Annotated in this window: 13 protein-coding genes; 4 read left to right on the top strand and 9 right to left on the bottom strand. The window is 70.5% G+C overall.

The genetic code is table 11. The annotated features are described in order from the left end of the window. Window positions 1-178: 178 nt before the first annotated feature. A complete protein-coding gene (gene arcD / locus K6T36_RS13270) occupies window positions 179-1,618 on the top strand; it encodes an arginine/ornithine antiporter ArcD (protein ID WP_222921693.1) in 1,440 nt (479 codons plus the stop codon). Between the two features lie 279 nt (window positions 1,619-1,897). Then, window positions 1,898-2,959 carry a calcium/sodium antiporter gene (locus K6T36_RS13265; RefSeq protein WP_222921692.1) on the top strand — a complete coding sequence of 354 codons (1,062 nt, stop codon included), beginning with the start codon at window positions 1,898-1,900 and terminating at the stop codon, window positions 2,957-2,959. Window positions 2,960-2,984: 25 nt separating this feature from the next. On the opposite strand, the gene ribB is transcribed toward K6T36_RS13265, so the two are convergent. Both ribB and K6T36_RS13255 read right to left on the bottom strand, forming a co-directional pair. Then, entirely contained in the window at window positions 2,985-3,659 is a 675-nt protein-coding gene (gene ribB, locus K6T36_RS13260; protein WP_222921691.1) for a 3,4-dihydroxy-2-butanone-4-phosphate synthase, read from the bottom strand. After that, window positions 3,656-4,411 carry a DUF120 domain-containing protein gene (locus tag K6T36_RS13255; RefSeq protein ID WP_222921690.1) on the bottom strand — a complete coding sequence of 252 codons (756 nt, stop codon included), beginning with the start codon at window positions 4,409-4,411 and terminating at the stop codon, window positions 3,656-3,658. Before K6T36_RS13255 ends, ribB begins: the two co-directional genes overlap by 4 nt. A 243-nt stretch (window positions 4,412-4,654) precedes the next feature. Here K6T36_RS13255 and argS point away from each other — a divergent pair, with 243 nt between their 5' ends. After that, on the top strand, window positions 4,655-6,415 hold the full coding sequence (gene argS / locus K6T36_RS13250; protein ID WP_222921689.1) for an arginine--tRNA ligase: 1,761 nt from the start codon (window positions 4,655-4,657) through the stop codon (window positions 6,413-6,415). 55 nt (window positions 6,416-6,470) lie between these two features. Here the strand turns inward: argS and K6T36_RS13245 are convergent, their stop codons facing one another. Both K6T36_RS13245 and K6T36_RS13240 read right to left on the bottom strand, forming a co-directional pair. Then, window positions 6,471-6,611 carry a hypothetical protein gene (locus tag K6T36_RS13245; protein ID WP_222607062.1) on the bottom strand — a complete coding sequence of 47 codons (141 nt, stop codon included), beginning with the start codon at window positions 6,609-6,611 and terminating at the stop codon, window positions 6,471-6,473. Window positions 6,612-6,667: 56 nt separating this feature from the next. After that, window positions 6,668-7,972 carry a MinD/ParA family ATP-binding protein gene (locus K6T36_RS13240; RefSeq protein ID WP_222921688.1) on the bottom strand — a complete coding sequence of 435 codons (1,305 nt, stop codon included), beginning with the start codon at window positions 7,970-7,972 and terminating at the stop codon, window positions 6,668-6,670. 172 nt (window positions 7,973-8,144) lie between these two features. On the opposite strand from K6T36_RS13240, the gene prf1 reads away from it, so the two are divergent. Continuing rightward, window positions 8,145-9,410 (top strand): peptide chain release factor aRF-1, encoded by a 1,266-nt coding sequence (prf1, locus tag K6T36_RS13235; protein WP_222921687.1) that lies wholly within the window; start codon window positions 8,145-8,147, stop codon window positions 9,408-9,410. 45 nt (window positions 9,411-9,455) lie between these two features. Here the strand turns inward: prf1 and K6T36_RS13230 are convergent, their stop codons facing one another. From K6T36_RS13230 to K6T36_RS13210, 5 genes are all read right to left on the bottom strand, one after another. Then, a complete protein-coding gene (locus K6T36_RS13230; protein ID WP_222921686.1) occupies window positions 9,456-10,343 on the bottom strand; it encodes a DMT family transporter in 888 nt (295 codons plus the stop codon). A 117-nt stretch (window positions 10,344-10,460) separates the two neighbouring features. Beyond that, window positions 10,461-10,871: a DUF6276 family protein gene (locus K6T36_RS13225; protein WP_222921685.1), complete on the bottom strand. Its 411-nt coding sequence runs from the start codon at window positions 10,869-10,871 to the stop codon at window positions 10,461-10,463. A 158-nt stretch (window positions 10,872-11,029) separates the two neighbouring features. Next, window positions 11,030-11,740 (bottom strand): V-type ATP synthase subunit D, encoded by a 711-nt coding sequence (locus tag K6T36_RS13220; protein WP_222607057.1) that lies wholly within the window; start codon window positions 11,738-11,740, stop codon window positions 11,030-11,032. 154 nt (window positions 11,741-11,894) lie between these two features. After that, the gene (locus K6T36_RS13215; protein WP_222921684.1) at window positions 11,895-13,331 is read right to left on the bottom strand and encodes an ATP synthase subunit B; all 1,437 of its coding nucleotides are present in this window, start codon (window positions 13,329-13,331) and stop codon (window positions 11,895-11,897) included. A gap of 2 nt (window positions 13,332-13,333) precedes the next feature. Next, a complete protein-coding gene (locus K6T36_RS13210; protein ID WP_222921683.1) occupies window positions 13,334-15,097 on the bottom strand; it encodes an ATP synthase subunit A in 1,764 nt (587 codons plus the stop codon). Between the last annotated feature and the right edge of the window lies 1 nt (window position 15,098).

Below are 15,098 nucleotides of genomic sequence, written 5' to 3'. Positions count from 1 at the left end.
CCACCCCCGCCCGTCCCCCCGTCCGCGTCGTCGCCGCGCCGTCACGGTTCCGTCACAGCCGCGACGCGCTCGGTCACCCTTCTGTCACCGCCTCGATTTCGCCGGCAACGACCCCCATTTACGACCATGAATAATAAAGACGTGCAGTTTAATTACCTCAGTGAATTACGAACCGGTGATGGATACGCAACCGCCACGCGCCGACGAGCCCCTCGGCGACGCGCGGCGGCCGACGTTCGGCGAGGCGCTCGTGCCGCTCGCGGTCGTCGTCGCCTCGTTGGCCGTCGGCTCGGGGCTGCTCGGCCTGGCCCCGCACGGACCGCTGCTTTGGAGCATCGCCTTCGCCGGGTTGTTCGCGCGCTACCGGCTCGGCTACGACTGGGACGGCGTGTACGACGCCGCCGAGGGCGGCCTGCGGATGGGCATGCAGGCGATCCTCATCCTGTTCGTCATCTACGGGCTGATCGCGACGTGGACCAGCGCCGGCACGATCCCGGGGCTCATGTACTACGGGCTCGGGCTGCTGTCGCCGGCGGTGTTCCTCCCCGTGACGGCCGTGCTCGCGGCCGTCGTCGCCTTCGCGATCGGCTCGTCGTGGACGACCGTCGGGACGCTCGGCGTCGCCTTCATCGGCATCGGCTCGGGACTGGACGTGTCGGCGCCGATGACCGCCGGCGCCATCGTCTCGGGCGCGTACGCCGGCGACAAGCAGAGCCCGCTGTCGGACACGACGAACCTCGCGGCCGCGGTGACGAACACCGACCTGTACGACCACATCAACGCGATGCGCCTCGGCACCGCCGTCGCGTTCGGCCTCTCGGTCGTCGGCTACGCCGTCCTCGGCGCGTACGCCGTGACCGGCTCCGGCGGCGACCCTTCGGCGATCACCGGGCCGCTGGCGTCGACGTACGCGCTCGGCCCGCTCGTGTTCCTCCCGCTGGTGGTCACGTTCGGCCTCGCGATCCGGGGGTACCCCGCGCTCCCGGCGCTGATCGCCGGCGTGTTCGCGGGCGCCGGGACGACCGTGCTCGCGCAGGGGCGCTCCTTCACCGCCGCCTGGGAGGCGTTCCTGAGCGGCACCGCGCCTGAGACGGGAAGCGAGCTCGTCAACGGCCTGCTGGCGACGGGCGGGCTCGCGGGCTCGGGCTGGACGATCGCCGTCGTCGTGGCGGCGCTGGCGCTGGGCGGGCTGCTGGAGGGAACCGACGTGCTCGCGGTCGTCGCCGACCGCCTGGCCGACGTGGTGTGGTCGCGCAACTCCCTCGTGGTCGGCACCGGCGCGTCCGCGCTGCTCACGAACGCCTTCACCGCCCAGCAGTACATGAGCATCGTCGTGCCGGGCGTGAGCCTCCGGGGGCTGTACGACGAGTACGGGCTCGACTCGCGGGACCTCTCGCGGGCCGTCGAGGCCGCCGGCACCCCCACCGGACCGCTGTTCCCGTGGCACGCCGGCGCGGTCTTCATGGCGGCCGCGCTCGGCTTCGAATCGTCGTGGGCGTTCGTCCCGTACTACTTCTTCGGGCCCCTGTCGGTGCTGGCGCTCGTCGGGCTCGCGCTGGCCGGCCGGGCGACGACGCCGACCGATGCGCCGGCGGGGGCCGTCCCCGCCGACGACTGAGGCGAGACGCGAGCGAAGCGAGCGTCTCGGAAGAACCGCGGCGAGGTCTTCGGGCCGAGCCGCGCACGAATTGGGCGCGACGCGAGGCGAAGCCGAGCGTCTCGGAGTACGGCGGAGCGGTCCTGTGCCGCTCCGCCCATAACCGACACAAGGTCGACCGGAGGGGTCCCCCGGGAACGACGCCGGCGTTCCGACCGCCCGGTCCCGGATCTCGACCGGCGACCACGCTCCCCCGGCCCGAAGGTTGATTCCTCGACGCCCGGACGGTACGGTCGAACGATGGTACAGGGCGGGCCGCTCGTGCAGGTCGGGATCGTCGTCCTCTCGGTGCTGGGGCTGTGGATCGGCGCGCGCCTCCTCGTGGACGCGGTGGTCCGGCTCGCCCGGCGGTTCGGGCTCTCCGAACTCGCCATCGGCCTCACGGTCGTCGCGATGGGCACGTCGACGCCGGAGCTGTCGGTCTCCCTCGACGCCGCGGCGAACGGACTCGGCGACATCGCCGTCGCGAACGTCCTCGGGTCGAACGTCTACAACCTCGCGTTCATCCTCGGCGTCGTCGCGCTGATCCGGGTGATCCCGATCGCCGAGACGCTGGTTCACCGGGACGGCCTCGCGCTGCTGGCGAGCACCGCCGTCGGCGGGATCGCGCTGGTCGACCTCGCCGTCTCCCGCGTCGAGGGCGCCGTGCTCGCCGGGCTGTTCGTCACGTACACCGCCTATCTGCTCCGCGCCGAGGGCGGGTCCACGGTTGCCGGAGCGGGGACCGAGGACGAAGAGCCGGAAGTGGAGCCCGAGGCGGGCTCCGCCCCCTCGGACGTGAAACCCGGATCCGATCCGGGGACGTTCCCCGGCGACGCGGCGACGACCGACATCACGGGGCGAGTGTCGTTCCGCGGTCGCGACGCGCTGTTACTCGTCGGCGGGCTGGCGCTGGTGCTGGTGAGCGGCGACTACATGGTCGCCGCGGCGTCGACGCTCGCGCGCGGGGCCGGGATCTCCGAGTGGGTGATCGGCGGGACCATCGTCGCCGCCGGCACGTCGACCCCGGAGTTCGCGGTGTCGCTGGTGGCGCTGAGCCGCGGGAGCCTCGGCGTCTCCGTCGGCAACGTCGTCGGCAGCAACGTGTTCAACATCACTGGGATCATGGGGGCGGCGGCGCTCGTCCGGCCGCTGGCCGTGTCCGCGAACGCGCTGGAGACATTGGCGTGGCTGGCCGGCGTCACGGTTCTGATGGTCGCCGCGCTGTGGACCGGGCGACAGCTTTCCCGTCCGGAGGGCGCGCTGTTCGCGGGATCGGAGATCGGTCGATGGGTACTCGGGCTGTTCGGGCTGCTCGGCTGAGTCGCCGCCGGCGGGACCGGGGACGCTACCGCAGCGCCTCGACCAGCTCCTCGCCCTCGACGTACGGGAAGCCGTGGCGCTGTGCGTACTCGCGGGCCGCCCGGGTCGACAGCGCCCGGCCGGTCTCGTCGTCGAGCATCTCACAGACGACCGCGGCGGGCGGGTTGCCCGTCTCCGCGGCCATCGCGAGCCCCAGCTCGGTGTGCCCCAGTCGGTCCGAGAGCCCGTCGGGGGCGCCCCGGAGCACGTGGACGTGGCCGGGCGCGCGGAACTCGGCGGCGAACTCGTCGGGGCCGTACTCGACGCCCGCCTCGACGGCGGAGGCCATCGAGGCAAGCTCCGTGATCGTCAGCGCGCGGTCGTCGTCGGTGATCCCGGTGAAGGTGTCGCGGTGGTTCACCGGCAGCGAGAACGACGAGCGGTCGTCGTACGCGAGGTCGTGGCTCGCGGCCGCCGGGTGGTCGATCTGCTCCTCGAGGAACGGGAGGTCGGCGGCGTCGGCGACGGCGTCGGAGACGGCCACGCAGATCAGCCCGCCGGCGTCGTTGCGCATGCGCGTCACGTCCGCCGGCTCGACGGCGCCCGCGGGGTACACGAGGTCCGTCTCCCCCTCGCGGTCGTCGAAGTCGTGGACGAGCACCGGCTCGCCAGCGCGGAAGGCGGCGAGCGCGCGGTCCAGCCGGCCGGCCTGCCGGCTCACGCCGACCCCCCGGCGTCAGCGCCCCCGGCCGACGGGGCGGGCTCGTCGGCGCGCTCGGCGTCGGTGACGCGCACGCGCACCTCGTCGCCGTCGGCCAGATCCAGCTCCTCGCGCAGCTTCGCGGGCGCGATGAGTTCGAGCTGGTCCTCGTCGTGGTGGGTGCGCTCGGGCACGATCACGTGCGCCGGCGCGAACGCGTCGCCGTCGGCGCGCACCTCGGCGGCGTAACACGTCGCCGGGCCGAACGTGCGCTCCTCGTCCTCCCAGCCGTCGATCGGGATCCCGTCGACGGAGTCCAGCCCCGCGCGGGCGCGGACGGCCGCCTCCGAGAGCTCGACGTTCAGCGTGCCCGGGAACGGCTCGTAGCCGAGGCGCTCGACGAACTGCTCGTGGTAGCCCGACAGCTGGATGTAGTGGCGTCCCTCGCCCATCCCGGAGGTGACCGTCCCGGACAGCGAGAGGCCGGCCTCGCCCTCGAACAGGCGACGGTAGTCGGCGTACTCCCCGCGCAGGCGACGCTCGCCGGCGTCTGTCACCGTCACCCACTGCCCGTCGCCGACGACGTCGCGATCGAGCAGTCCGGCGGACTCGAGCCGCTGGAGCCGTCGCGAGGCCGTCTGACTGGAGGCGTCGAGGCGCTCGCCGAGCGTCGAACAGGAGACCTTCACCGGCTCGCGGAGGCCGCCCCGCAGCGCGACCGTCTTCAGCGCGGCCACCTCGTCGTGGCCGACGGCCGTCGTGGAAGTGCTCATTGCCCACAGGTCGGAGGGCGCGACCCAAAAGCATACCGAATCCGGTATGCATAACAGAATCGTTACGGATCGTCACGCGACCGGGATTCGTACCGATGCTGTGGGCCCGATACACCAAAAGGCGTCGGTGCCGGCGAGCCGGGTCGCGTCCGGTGAACGGGAACGAGAACGGGACGCGGTTGCCGCCGCGGTCGGCGGTGCGGTTCGGAAACCCATTTATCGGCGGCGGGGGAAGCCACGCGCATGTTCAGACAGTTCCGGTCGGCCGTGGCGGCGGCGCTGACGGACGCGCTCGCCGACCTCGGCTATCCGACCGACGACCTCGGCATCGAGGACCCGCCCGACGGCGTCGACGCGACGCTCGCCTCCAGCGTCGCCTTCCGGTTAGCCGGCGAGGCGGGCGCGCCGCCGCCGCAGGTCGCCGGCGAGGTCGCCGACGCGGTCGACGTGGCCGCCACGGAGTACCTCGCGCGCGTGGACACCAGCGGCCCGTACGTGAACTTCTTCGTCGACGACGCCTACCTCGCGGACACGCTCGACGCCGCCCGCGACGCCGAGTTCGGCCGACTCCCGCGGAAGGACGAGTCCGTCGTCGTGGAGCACACCTCCGCGAACCCGACGGGGCCGGTCCACGTCGGCCGCGCGCGCAACCCCATCATCGGCGACGCCGTCGCCAACGCCGTCGAGTACGCCGGCTACGACGTGGACCGCCACTACTACGTCAACGACGCCGGCCGACAGATGGCGATCTTCACGTGGGCCTACGAGACGTTCGACGAGTCCGACCTCCCCGAGCCCGCCCGCGACAAGCCCGACTACGACCTCGTGCGCTACTACCGCAAGGGCAACGAGGTGCTGGAGGAGGGCGACGAGGAGACGGTGGAGGCGGCCGAGGCGGAGATCGCCTCGATCCTCCAGGGGCTCGAGTCGGGCGACGAGGACACCTATGAGCGCGTCGGCGAGGTCGTCGACACGGTGCTCTCGGGGATGGAGGCGTCGCTCGCGCGCCTGCCCGCCGAGTTCGACGAGTTCGTCAAGGAGACGCGCTTCATCCGCGACGGCTCCTCCGACGACGTGGCACGGCGCCTGAAGGACCTCGACGAGTCCGTCCTCGAGGAGGGCGCCTGGCAGGTCGACCTCTCGGCGCACGGCTACGAGAAGAAGCTCGTGTTCCTCCGCTCGGACGGCACCTCGCTGTACACGACGCGGGACCTCGCGCACCACGAGTGGAAGTTCGAGAACTACGACCGCGCGGTGACGGTGCTGGGCGAGGACCACAAGCTCCAGGCCGGCCAGCTCCAGGCCGCGCTCGAGCTCCTCGGCAACGACACCGACCGCCTGCAGTCGATGTTCTACTCGTACGTGAACCTCCCCGAGGGGAAGATGTCCACGCGCGCTGGCACGGCGGTGAACCTCGACGACCTGCTCGACGAGGCGATCGACCGCGCCCGCCAGGAGGTGGAGTCGCGCATGGACGACCGCATCCGCGACGACGACCTGAGCGAGGAGGACGTCGAACGCATCGCCCGGCAGGTCGGCATCGGCGCCGTCCGCTACGACATCGTCAGCAAGCAGCCGACGAAGTCGATCACCTTCGAGTGGGACCGCGCGCTCGACTTCGAGGCGCAGTCGGCGCCGTACGTCCAGTACGTCCACGCGCGTTGCTGCGGGATCGTCTCGGAAGCCGGCGAGGAGGGGCTGGCCCCCGACGCCGCCGTCGATCCGGAGGCGCTGTCGACGCCCGAGGAACGCGACCTGCTGAAGGTCGTCGCGCGGTTCCCGGCCGTCGTCGAGGAGGCCGCCGACGACCTGGAACCCCACCGGATCGCCACCTACACCCGCGAGTTCGCGGAGACGTTCAACGCCTTCTACCGGGAGTGTCCGGTGCTCACGGCCGACGACGAGGCGACCCGGGAGGCGCGCCTCGCGCTCGTCGCCGCCGCGCGCCACACGATCGCCAACGCCCTCGACGTGCTCGGGGTCGAGGCGCCCGAGTCGATGTAGAGCGGAGAACAGCCACAGTCGTCGTCGTTTCCCCTCTTTTCGGACCGCGGTTCGACTACGCCAGCGGCAGCAGCATCGCCGGATCGATCAGGCTCCCGCCGACCGAGAGCACCGCGATAGCGCCCAGCCCGAGCGCGAGGACGATGAAGACGAGGATCCACCAGATCGGCACGGAGTCGTTGCCTGCTTCGCTCATACTCCCGAGAGGTGGCGGCGACGAAAAGAAACTCCCGATCCGCCTCCCGCGGCGGGCTACGACGACCGGAACAGCCGACCGAGGAAGCCGCCCCCGTCGCGGCCGTCGTCCCCGTCGTCGGCGTCGTCGCCGTCGCGCTGCTGTTTCGCCTCCTCCGTGCGCTCCTTGCTCTGCTGGGCGAAGGGGATCACGTCCTCGCCGATGTCGGCGGACTCGCCCGACTCGGCGTCCTCGACGGTCGCGACCTCGTCCTCGTCGTCGTTCCGGCGGGCGTCGTACTCCGCCTCGTCGAGCACCGTCGTCCGGGCCGCGACGGCCGCGTCGTCCTCGGCGTCGTCGCCGGCGGGCTCGTCGTCGAGGATGACGGCGTCGTCGACATCCGGCTCGGGGTCGACCTCCGTGTCCGCGTCGGTTTCCGCTTCGGCGTCCGCGTCCGGGTCGACTTCCGCTTCCGCGTCGGCTTCCGCTTCGGCGTCGGCCTCCACGTCCGACTCGGCTTCCACGACCGACTCGGCTTCCGTGAGCGTCTCCTCCGGTGTCTCATCCGCCGAGTCCGCCTCCTCGTCGACCTCGGGCAGGTCGAGCGCGGCTTCGGGTGCCTCGTCGGGGGCTGCCGCCTCGTACGCCGGGTCCTCCGGCGTCGCCTCCGAGTTGTCCGGCGTCACCGCGGGCCGGATCGGCTCGCCGGTGAGCGAGGACGCCAGCGACCGGAACGCCGCCGCGGCGTCGCTGCCGGGGCCGTACGCCGAGAGGGGGCTGCCGGCCGCCTGCGCCTCGGCGACCAGCGGGTCGTCCGGGATCGCGCCCAACACGGGCACGTCGATGTCGCCGGTGTCCTCGTCGCCCTCGGCCTCGTTGAGCGCGAGGCCGACGACTTCGCCCTCGAGCTTCTCGGTGAGGTCCTGGGTCTTCCGGGTGTTCGCGAGTCCGTCGCGCGTCGGCGTCGACACCAGGAGGACGCCGTCGGCGACCGACAGCGGGAGCGCCGTCTGGTGGGTCAACCCGGCGCCCGTGTCGACGATCACGTAGTCGACGCCCGTGATCTCCTCCAGCACGTCGACGATCTCGCTCGGCTCTGCCTTCCGGAAGTGCTCCAGGCTGTCGCCCCCGGGGAGCACCGCGAGGCCGTGTGGCCCCTCGCGGGTCGCCTCCGCGGGGTCGGCCTCGCCCGCGAGCACGTCGTGCAGCGTCGTCCCCTCCGGGTCGACGCCCAGGGACGGGCCGAGGCTGGCCGATCCGAGGTCGGCGTCGACCGCGACGGTCTCGTAGCCGGCGGCCGCGAGCGTGGCCGCGAGGTTGGCGGCCGTGGTCGTCTTGCCGACACCCCCCTTCACGCTCGCGACGGCGTAGATCTTCGGCATTTACCGTGGCTACGGCGGTCACACGTGATAAAGGTGGGTCCCGTCGCCCGGCCCCGGAGCCGGGGCGGCTTCCCGACCTGCGGTCGACGATCCGGCCGTCGACGGCGCGCATGCGGTGTGTCACCGTGGTATTCAACAGGTACTTACCCCGCGGCCGGCGAACTAGAGCGTAATGAGCAGCGACGCCCAGGAGGGGCAGGCGAGCGAGGACCGCCGGAAGTACGAGTTCCGGAAGGTCCTCGACGAGCTCGACGACTTCGAGGGCTCGGGCACCCAGCTCGTCACGATCTACATCCCCGACGACAAGCAGATCTCCGACGTGGTCGCCCACGTCACCCAGGAGCACAGCGAGGCGTCCAACATCAAGTCCAAGCAGACCCGGACGGCCGTGCAGGACGCGCTCACCAGCATCAAGGACCGCCTGCGCTACTACGACGTCTACCCGCCGGACAACGGCATCGTGATCTTCTCGGGCGCGGTCGACTCCGGCGGCGGACAAACCGAGATGGTGACGAAGGTGCTGGAGTCGCCACCCGAGCCGATCCAGTCGTTCCGCTACCACTGCGACTCGAACTTCCTGACCGGGCCGCTGGAGGACATGATGACCGACAAGGGCCTGTTCGGGCTCATCGTCCTCGACCGCCGGGAGGCGAACGTCGGCTGGCTCAAGGGCAAGCGCGTCGAGCCGGTCAAGTCAGCCTCCTCGCTCGTGCCCGGGAAACAGCGGAAGGGTGGCCAGTCGGCACAGCGGTTCGCCCGCCTGCGCCTGGAGGCCATCGACAACTTCTATCAGGAGGTCGCGGGGATGGCGAACGACCTGATGGTGGACAAGCGCCACGACCTCGAGGGCATCCTCGTGGGCGGCCCCTCGCCGACGAAGGACGAGTTCCTCGACGGCGACTACCTCCACCACGAGCTGCAGGACCACGTCATCGGGAAGTTCGACGTGGCCTACACCGACGAGTCGGGGCTGTACGACCTGGTCGACGCCGCGAGCGACGTGCTCGCCGACCAGGAGGTGATGAAGGACAAGCGGGAGATGGAGGAGTTCTTCGAGAACCTCCACAGCGGCGACAAGGCCACCTACGGCTTCGAGGAGACCCGCCGCAACCTGATCATGGGCTCGGTCGAGCGCCTCCTCCTCTCGGAGGACCTCCACCACGACGTGATCACCTACGAGTGCCCGAACGGCCACGAGGAGCGCGAAGTCGTCGAGCGCCGCCACTCGACCCCCGACCACGAGTGCGGGGAGTGCGGCGAGACGGTCTCGGCGAACGACGCCGGCGAGCGCGAGGACATCGTCGAGCACCTCATCGAGATCGCAGAACAGCGCGGCACCGAGACGAAGTTCATCTCCACCGACTTCGAGAAGGGCGACCAGCTCATGGACGCCTTCGGCGGCGTCGCCGGCATTCTCCGCTACTCCACGGGCGTATAAACCGCGACGACTGACCCCTCCACGTCCCCCTCACCCGCGTCGCTCTCACTCCTCGGCAGTCTGAACCAGCACGACGCCGACGATCACCAGCACGCCGCCCGCGATCATCGCCGGCGTCACCGGTTCGCCGAGGAAGGCCGCGCCCAGCGCGACCGCCACCGTCGGCTCGGCCGTCGAGAGCACGCCCGCGCGCCCGGCGCCGACGCGCGCCAGCCCGGCGAAGAACGCGAACATCGCGAACGCCGTGGCGACGACGCCCAGCGCGACCACCGTCCCCCAGCCGGTCGCGGTCGTCGGGAGCGTGACCGCGTCCGTCGCGGTCGCGACGAGCGCCAGCGACGCGGCGGCCGCCGGGGCGACGTAGGCCGTGAGCACGCGCTCGTCGGCCGACTCCAGGGTCAGCCGCGAGACGACGATGTACGCCGCGTACATCCCCGCGGCCGCGAGCGTCGCGGCCGCGCCGAGGGGGTCGAACGCCCCCGCCCCGGTCCACGATATCAGCACCACCCCGGAGAGGGTGAGCCCGGCGGCGACGCCGGTTCGGAGGCCCACGCGCTCGTCGAGGAACGCCGCCGCCAGCGCGACGACGAACAGCGGGTACGTGTAGAGGATCACCGCGGCGAGGCCGGCGCTCATCCGCTCGACGCCGACGAAGAAGCCGTAGCTGACGCCCGCGTAGCCGACCGCGCCCAACGCGATCGCGGTGACCGCCTCGCGGGGCGGCAACCCGAGCGCCGGGGCGTCGCCGCCGGTCGTCGCGCGGTAGCCGAGCACCCCGACCCAGACGACGAACGAGCCGACGACGAAGCGTAAGGCGAGCGCCGACGGCACGGACAGCCCCTCGCGGAACGCGACCTCGCCGAGCACGCCGAGCGTGCCGAAGGCGGCCGCCGACGCGAGCACGAGGAGACTGCCGACCCTGTCGCTGTCCATCGGTTCGTGTTCGGGTCGGAGGCCCACCGCCGGGATACGTCTTGCCGTTCGCCCCGGTCCCATTGGGGGACGGTCCAACACCTCGGCCGATCGGGGGCGAGGAACCGGCGCGCCCGCTCAGGAACGGTCCAACAGCGAGTCGAGCTGTCGGACCCGCCGTTGGAGGTCGAACTCGGGCACGATCTCGGCGTCGTGGACGGCGTCGATCAGGCGGTCGAACGCGAGGGCGGTGTCGACGCCCTCGCGTTCGGCGCGCTCGCGGAGCGCCCGCGCGGACGCCTTGTTCAACGCGATCGAGGGCAACGTCCCGATCAACAGCGCGAACGCGACGCCGCCGTCGCCGTCGGGGAAGGACTCGTGAACTCGGGGAAACTCGGGATCGGCACCGGCGTCGTTCGCGTCCGCGGAGTCGACGGCCAGACAGTTCGGACAGACGGTCGCCGTCGACGCCGACTCGGGGGCGTGCTCGCGCAGATCCGCCGGCACCGCGAACACGACGACCTCGGTGTCACAGTGGGGACAGTTCATACACCGCGTGACCCCCGCCGGCTCATAAACATCGGGGACCGAGGACGGGGGTCGAAGCGACGAGATACGGGAGCGAACGGAAGTGAACGGAACGGAACGAAGGGAATGGAACGGAACGAACACTGACCGCGCCGTCGGTCGGGGACGGCCTCGCGCCGTCAGTCGTCGCTCTCGGCGACGCCGGCTTCGAGCGCCTCGGCCTCGGCCTTCGCTTCGGCCTCGCGCTCCTCCTCGGCCTTCTCCTCCTCCTCCTTCTTGGCCTTGATCTTCTTGAGGCGGAAGATCTCCTCGCGCTCTTGCTCCTCGAGCTTCTGCTCGATGTACTCCTTGTTCTCGTTGAGCTCGGGCAGGAGCTTGAACTCCAGCGCGTTGACGCGGCGCTTCGTCGTCTCGATCTCCTCGAGCATCTTCTTCATCGCCGTCTCGACCTCCGCGGCGAGGATGATCGACTCCAGCAGCTCCTCGTAGGCGTCGGCCGCCTCGTCGATGCGGGCGGAGGAGCCGAGCACGCCGTAGCCGCGCTCGTCGAGGTCCTTGCGCACCTTCGAGGACTCGATCTGCGGGACGACCACGCCCATGATGTTCTTCGACTGGGTCGTGATCTCGGGGTGCTCCTTCAGCGCCGCCGCGGCGCCGCGGACGGCCACGTCGCCCTCCATCGCGCGGGCCTTGTTGATCTTCTCCTGGGCCGTGTCGTAGTCGGACTCCAGCTGGTCGCGGACGTCCTGCGCCTGGTCGAGGATGTCCATGAACTCCATGATGAGCCCGTCGCGCTTCTGTTCGAGCGTGTCGTGACCGCGCTCGGACAGATCGATGCGGTCCTCGATCTCCATCAGGTTCTTCCGGGTCGGCTTGACGTCCTCCGCCATAGTCTTGCCAGACGGTTGCGCGGCGAGGGTGTTAATCCTTGTTAGTCGGCGTGCGCGCGTGAGGCGGTCGGTCGACGACACGGCCGCGGCTCGCGGGTCGGGCGGTCGAAAGAAGTGAACCGAAGTCGGTGTCCGCGGTGTTCGCGCTCGCCCGTCAGTCCGCGGAGACTTCCTCGGCCTCGTCGCCGGCGGCCGCGGCGTCCTCGCGGTAGTGCTCCTCGATGAGCTCCTCGTCGACGCGGTTGAGCTCCGTCTTCGGCAGCGTCGACAGCAGGTCCCAGCCGAGCTCGATCGTCTCGTCGATCGTGCGGTCGGTGTCGAACCCCTGCTGGACGAACTCCTCCTCGAAGGCGTCCGCGAAGTCGAGGTACTTGTTGTCGCGCTCGGAGAGCGCCTCGCGGCCGACGATGTTCACGAGGTCGCGGAGGTCCTCACCTTCCGCGTACGCCGCGTACATCTGGTCGGACACGTCGGCGTGGTCGGCGCGGGTGAGGCCCTCGCCGATACCGTCGTCCATCAGCCGCGACAGGCTGGGCAGCACGTTGACCGGCGGCTTGATGCCCTGGCTGTGGAGCGGGCGGTCCATCATGATCTGCCCCTCCGTGATGTATCCCGTCAGGTCGGGGATCGGGTGGGTGTCGTCGTCGCCGGGCATCGTGAGGATCGGGATCTGCGTCACCGAGCCCTCGCGGTCCTTGAGGCGACCCGCGCGCTCGTACAGCTGCGCCAGGTCGGTGTACATGTACCCGGGGTAGCCACGGCGGCCGGGCACCTCCTCGCGGGCGGCGCCGATCTCGCGCAGCGCCTCGCAGTAGTTGGTCATGTCCGTCAGGACGACGAGCACGTGGTACCCCTTGTCGAACGCGAGGTACTCCGCGGTCGTCAGGGCCAGCCGCGGCGTGACCGTCCGCTCGACGGCGGGGTCGTCCGCGAGGTTCATGAAGACGACCGAGCGCTCCAGCGCGCCCGTCCGCTCGAAGTCCTGCATGAACTCGTTGGCCTCCTCCTGCGTGATACCCATCGCGCCGAAGATCACCGCGAACTCCGACTCGTCCTCGTCGCCCTCGCCCTCGCCCTCTTCCTCCGGGACGGTCGCCTGGCGGGCGATCTGGAGCGCGAGGTCGTTGTGCGGCAGGCCGGAGCCCGAGAAGATCGGGAGCTTCTGGCCGCGCACGAGCGTGTTCATCCCGTCGATGGCCGAGACGCCCGTCTGGATGAAGTCCTCGGGGTACTCGCGGCTGTACGGGTTGATCGCGGCGCCGACGATGTCGCGGCGCTCGTCCGGGACGATCTCCGGCCCGCCGTCGATCGGGTTGCCGGAGCCGTCGAGCACGCGACCGAGGAGGTCCTCGGTCACGGGCATCTTCAGCGTCTCGCCCAGGAACCGCACCGAGGCGTTGCGGTCGATGCCGGTGGTGCCCTCGAACACCTGGATGGCGACGACGCCCTCCTCGGATTCGAGGACCTGACCGCGCTTCGTCTCGCCGCTCGGCGTCTCGATCTCGACGATCTCGTCGTAGCCGATGGGCTCGTCGACCTCGGCGTACACCAGCGGGCCGCTGACTTCCGTGATTGTCTGGTACTCTTTCATGGTTAGTAGAGCGAGCGGAGCTGCTCGGTGATGTCTGCTTGAAGCTCCTCGACGAACTCCTCCCAGTCCTCCTGGGTGGCGATCCGGTTGAGCTTCGGCGCCGCGTCGATGGACGTGATGTCCTCGATCGGGACGCCGGCGTCGAGCGCGTCGAACGCCTCGTCGTTGTACGTCTGGATCGTCGAGAGGATCGCGTACGTCTTCTCGGGCGGACAGTACATGTCCACGTCGATGAAGGCGTTCTGCTGGAGGTATCCCTCACGCAGGTAGCGCGCGATCTCGAGGGTGAGCTGCTGGTCCTCCGGCAGGGCGTCCTTCCCGACGAGCTGGACGATCTCCTGGAGTTCGCCCTCCTCGTCGAGCGTGTCGACGGCCCACTGCCGTCGCTCGGCCCAGTCCTCCGCGACGTTCTCCTTGAACCACGGGTCGAGCTGGTCCTGGTACAGCGAGTACGACTCGTTCCAGTTGATCGCCGGGAAGTGCCGACGCTCGGCGAGGTCGGCGTCCAGCGCCCAGAACGTCTTCACAATACGCAGCGTGTTCTGGGTGACCGGCTCGGAGAAGTCGCCGCCGGGCGGGCTGACCGCGCCGATCGCCGACACGGAGCCCTCGGTGCCGTTGAGGTTCTCGAAGTAGCCGGCGCGCTCGTAGAACTCCGCGAGGCGCGCGGCGAGGTACGCGGGGTACCCCTCCTCGCCGGGCATCTCCTCCAGCCGCGAGGAGATCTCGCGCATGGCCTCGGCCCACCGCGAGGTGGAGTCGGCCATGAGCGCCACGTCGTAGCCCATGTCGCGGTAGTACTCGGCGATGGTGATGCCGGTGTACACGCACGACTCGCGGGCGGCGACTGGCATGTTCGAGGTGTTCGCGATGAGCGAGGTGCGGGCCATCAGCGAGTTGCCCGTCTTCGGGTCCTCCAGCTCGGGGAAGTCCTCGATCACCTCGGTCATCTCGTTGCCGCGCTCGCCGCAGCCGACGTACACGACGATGTCGGCGTCGGCGAACTTGGCGAGGCTGTGCTGGGTGACCGTCTTTCCGGAGCCGAACGGCCCCGGGATCGCCGCGGTACCGCCCTTGGCGATGGGGAAGAGGCCGTCGAGGATGCGCTGGCCCGACACCAGCGGGGTGCGCGGGGTGCGCTTCTCGACGGTCGGGCGCTGCTCGCGCACCGGCCACTCCTGGCGCATCGCGATCTCCTCGCCGTTCTCAAGCGTGACGACGGGGTCGTCGACGGTGAACTCGCCCTCCTCGGCGCTCTCGACGACGCCGCCCTCGTAGTCCGGCGGCACCATGACCTTGTGGTCGATGGTGACCGTCTCCGGCACGACGCCGACGATGTCGCCGGGTTCGACGTTGTCGCCCGCCTCGACCTCGGGAGTGAACTCCCACTCCTTCTCCAGGTCGATGCCGGGCGCGTCGACCCCGCGGTCGAGGAACGCGCTGTCCATCTTCTCCTCCAGCACGTCGAGCGGGCGCTGCACGCCGTCGTAGATGGCGTCCAGCATGCCGGGGCCCAGGTCGACGGAGAGGGGTTCGCCCGTGTTCTCGACGGGTTCGCCGGGGGCGACCCCGGAGGTCTCCTCGTACACCTGAATGGTCGTGACGTCGCCCTCGATCTCGATGACCTCGCCCATCAGCCCTTCGTCGCCCACGTAGACGACGTCGTTCATCCGGGCGTCGAGATCGACGGCCTTCACGACCGGGCCGCTCACGCTCTTGATGCGTCCGGTTCCTTCGGTCGTCTCGGGTTCGCTTGCCTGACTCATG

The sequence above is a fragment of the Halobaculum roseum genome, from assembly GCF_019880245.1.
Taxonomy (GTDB): domain Archaea; phylum Halobacteriota; class Halobacteria; order Halobacteriales; family Haloferacaceae; genus Halobaculum; species Halobaculum roseum.
The sequence above is the reverse complement of the archived record's forward strand: the minus strand, read 5'-3'. Positions and strand labels throughout refer to the sequence as shown.

Excerpts from the sequence above, each read along its gene's own strand:
- K6T36_RS13240 (WP_222921688.1), bottom strand. The coding sequence starts at position 7,972 with ATGCCGAAGATCTACGCCGTCGCGAGCGTGAAGGGGGGTGTCGGCAAG.
- K6T36_RS13220 (WP_222607057.1), bottom strand. The coding sequence starts at position 11,740 with ATGGCGGAGGACGTCAAGCCGACCCGGAAGAACCTGATGGAGATCGAG.
- K6T36_RS13230 (WP_222921686.1), bottom strand. The coding sequence starts at position 10,343 with ATGGACAGCGACAGGGTCGGCAGTCTCCTCGTGCTCGCGTCGGCGGCC.
- K6T36_RS13210 (WP_222921683.1), bottom strand. The coding sequence starts at position 15,097 with ATGAGTCAGGCAAGCGAACCCGAGACGACCGAAGGAACCGGACGCATC.
- prf1 (WP_222921687.1), top strand. The coding sequence starts at position 8,145 with ATGAGCAGCGACGCCCAGGAGGGGCAGGCGAGCGAGGACCGCCGGAAG.
- argS (WP_222921689.1), top strand. The coding sequence starts at position 4,655 with ATGTTCAGACAGTTCCGGTCGGCCGTGGCGGCGGCGCTGACGGACGCG.
- K6T36_RS13215 (WP_222921684.1), bottom strand. The coding sequence starts at position 13,331 with ATGAAAGAGTACCAGACAATCACGGAAGTCAGCGGCCCGCTGGTGTAC.
- K6T36_RS13225 (WP_222921685.1), bottom strand. The coding sequence starts at position 10,871 with ATGAACTGTCCCCACTGTGACACCGAGGTCGTCGTGTTCGCGGTGCCG.
- arcD (WP_222921693.1), top strand. The coding sequence starts at position 179 with ATGGATACGCAACCGCCACGCGCCGACGAGCCCCTCGGCGACGCGCGG.
- K6T36_RS13245 (WP_222607062.1), bottom strand. The coding sequence starts at position 6,611 with ATGAGCGAAGCAGGCAACGACTCCGTGCCGATCTGGTGGATCCTCGTC.
- K6T36_RS13255 (WP_222921690.1), bottom strand. The coding sequence starts at position 4,411 with ATGAGCACTTCCACGACGGCCGTCGGCCACGACGAGGTGGCCGCGCTG.
- K6T36_RS13265 (WP_222921692.1), top strand. The coding sequence starts at position 1,898 with ATGGTACAGGGCGGGCCGCTCGTGCAGGTCGGGATCGTCGTCCTCTCG.